This window comes from Endozoicomonas ascidiicola, from assembly GCF_001646945.1.
Lineage (GTDB): Bacteria > Pseudomonadota > Gammaproteobacteria > Pseudomonadales > Endozoicomonadaceae > Endozoicomonas > Endozoicomonas ascidiicola.
In genome coordinates this window covers 25,449-26,986 of the sequence record NZ_LUTV01000014.1, presented here as the reverse complement: position 1 = coordinate 26,986, position 1,538 = coordinate 25,449, and the positions used below count along the sequence as shown (strand labels likewise).

At 33.8% G+C, this 1,538-nt stretch carries 2 protein-coding genes; both read right to left on the bottom strand.

Annotated elements, in window-relative coordinates:
* Positions 1-173 precede the first annotated feature (173 nt).
* Complete coding sequence (locus AKL11_RS23875) at positions 174-476, bottom strand: hypothetical protein (protein WP_067522817.1); 303 nt, start codon at positions 474-476, stop codon at positions 174-176.
* Positions 477-725: 249 nt separating this feature from the next.
* Positions 726-1,364: a hypothetical protein gene (locus tag AKL11_RS23870; protein WP_067522814.1), complete on the bottom strand. Its 639-nt coding sequence runs from the start codon at positions 1,362-1,364 to the stop codon at positions 726-728.
* Positions 1,365-1,538: the final 174 nt, after the last annotated feature.

Below are 1,538 nucleotides of genomic sequence, written 5' to 3'. Positions count from 1 at the left end.
TGAACTTTTTGATAGAACAGAACAAAAAAACCTCCAACGCTGAAAAACTATCAGGTTTACAACTCTGGTAGAAACACAGCAGCTAACGCCAAAATAAGCGGCGCCGTAGGCGTCCGGTGGAGCGCAGCGGAACGAACTTGATTTTTTTGTTATGTGTATTTTTAATATAGAAGCTATTTATTTAGCTCTTTAGAGAGTAGCTCTATAGCTTCAGCATCACTATTGATTTCTTCTTCAATAATATTCAGTAGCTCGTTCTTATTCACTAGAAAACTATATTTAGGAATATCTGAATTTGCTAAGATTGAAAAAACAAAGAAACCCATTACTAAGACTTCAATATTATCGATATGAAATGAAAGAAATAGTGTTCCTATATAGAATAGGATGATAACTATGGATAATAGGGTAATTACTTTTGATAGTTTTTGCTGATGCTTTGCTCGGACAAATGTATTAATGCTGTTCTGATTCATGATATCAACTCTACCTAGAATTAATTATGTTTGAATGTTGATCAATGAATTGTGTTATAGAAGATAATGGCTCCAAAAATTGAACCCATAATAAATATGCACGCATAAATATGAGCAGCCCATTTTTTATACATTGTTTTATTAAGCATTACTATTTCCTTTATTATTATATTTTGGTTCTGACTCTGAGATACACATAACGCCAAATTCAGGGGCGCCGTAGGCGTCCCCTGGAATTTTTTGTTAGGTTCACTTGTATATTTCTGTGTAGTTCTTTTCCAAAAACACCAAATACATTTTGTTGTATGTATCTAAAATTTCTTGCATTTCTTCTGATTTCATTTCAATCATAAGATCTAGATTATCCAGAACTTTTTGATTTCCCCAGTTAAGATTTCTTTGCCTAATAAAGTAGGCAATAGATTGAAGTCTCTCATATTGCCTAGTAATTTGAGCGCATGATATAAAACAATCATTATAGTTTTCAAATCCTAAAACTTGCCCCTTGGTGCTGAGCATTCTTATATTATTAAAACTAGGTACACATTTTTCTAAAGATTCAATAAATTTTTCAGAACTTGCAGCGCCATCTTGCATAATAAAGTTAATTGCACCTTGCCGTTTATCTTTGCTGCTAATGGGAATATAGCTTTCAAATGAAATCTGAACATACTTCAGGCAAGCAATAGGAGCAGAAAGATGCATTAGAAATTCATGTATAGAAACAGTAAGCTCATCAAGTAAAATAATTTTATTTTTGGCTCTTAACTGAAGCTTCCATGTTTGTAAAGCCAAGTAAGCAATGACTGGAGTAGAAATTGGTATCAACAATTTAATTACTTCAAGCCAGTTAACACTAATTATTCCACATATAATCGTTTCTAACATTTTACTCTCTGCTATGTGGTGAACCTAACGCCAACTTAAGCGGCGCCGSAGGCGTCCGCTTGAAGTTTTTGTTAGCTGCGTAAGCCCGTAAAATGGTTGAACTGTGACGAAAACCTGAAGCGAGTACAACTGGCAACAAAGTAAAAACCAGAAGATTTACCACCAGAGATTTTG

What these genes read in the sequence shown, in the direction of transcription:
- AKL11_RS23875 (WP_067522817.1), bottom strand. Translation starts at nt 476, where the DNA reads ATGAATCAGAACAGCATTAATACATTTGTCCGAGCAAAGCATCAGCAA.
- AKL11_RS23870 (WP_067522814.1), bottom strand. Translation starts at nt 1,364, where the DNA reads ATGTTAGAAACGATTATATGTGGAATAATTAGTGTTAACTGGCTTGAA.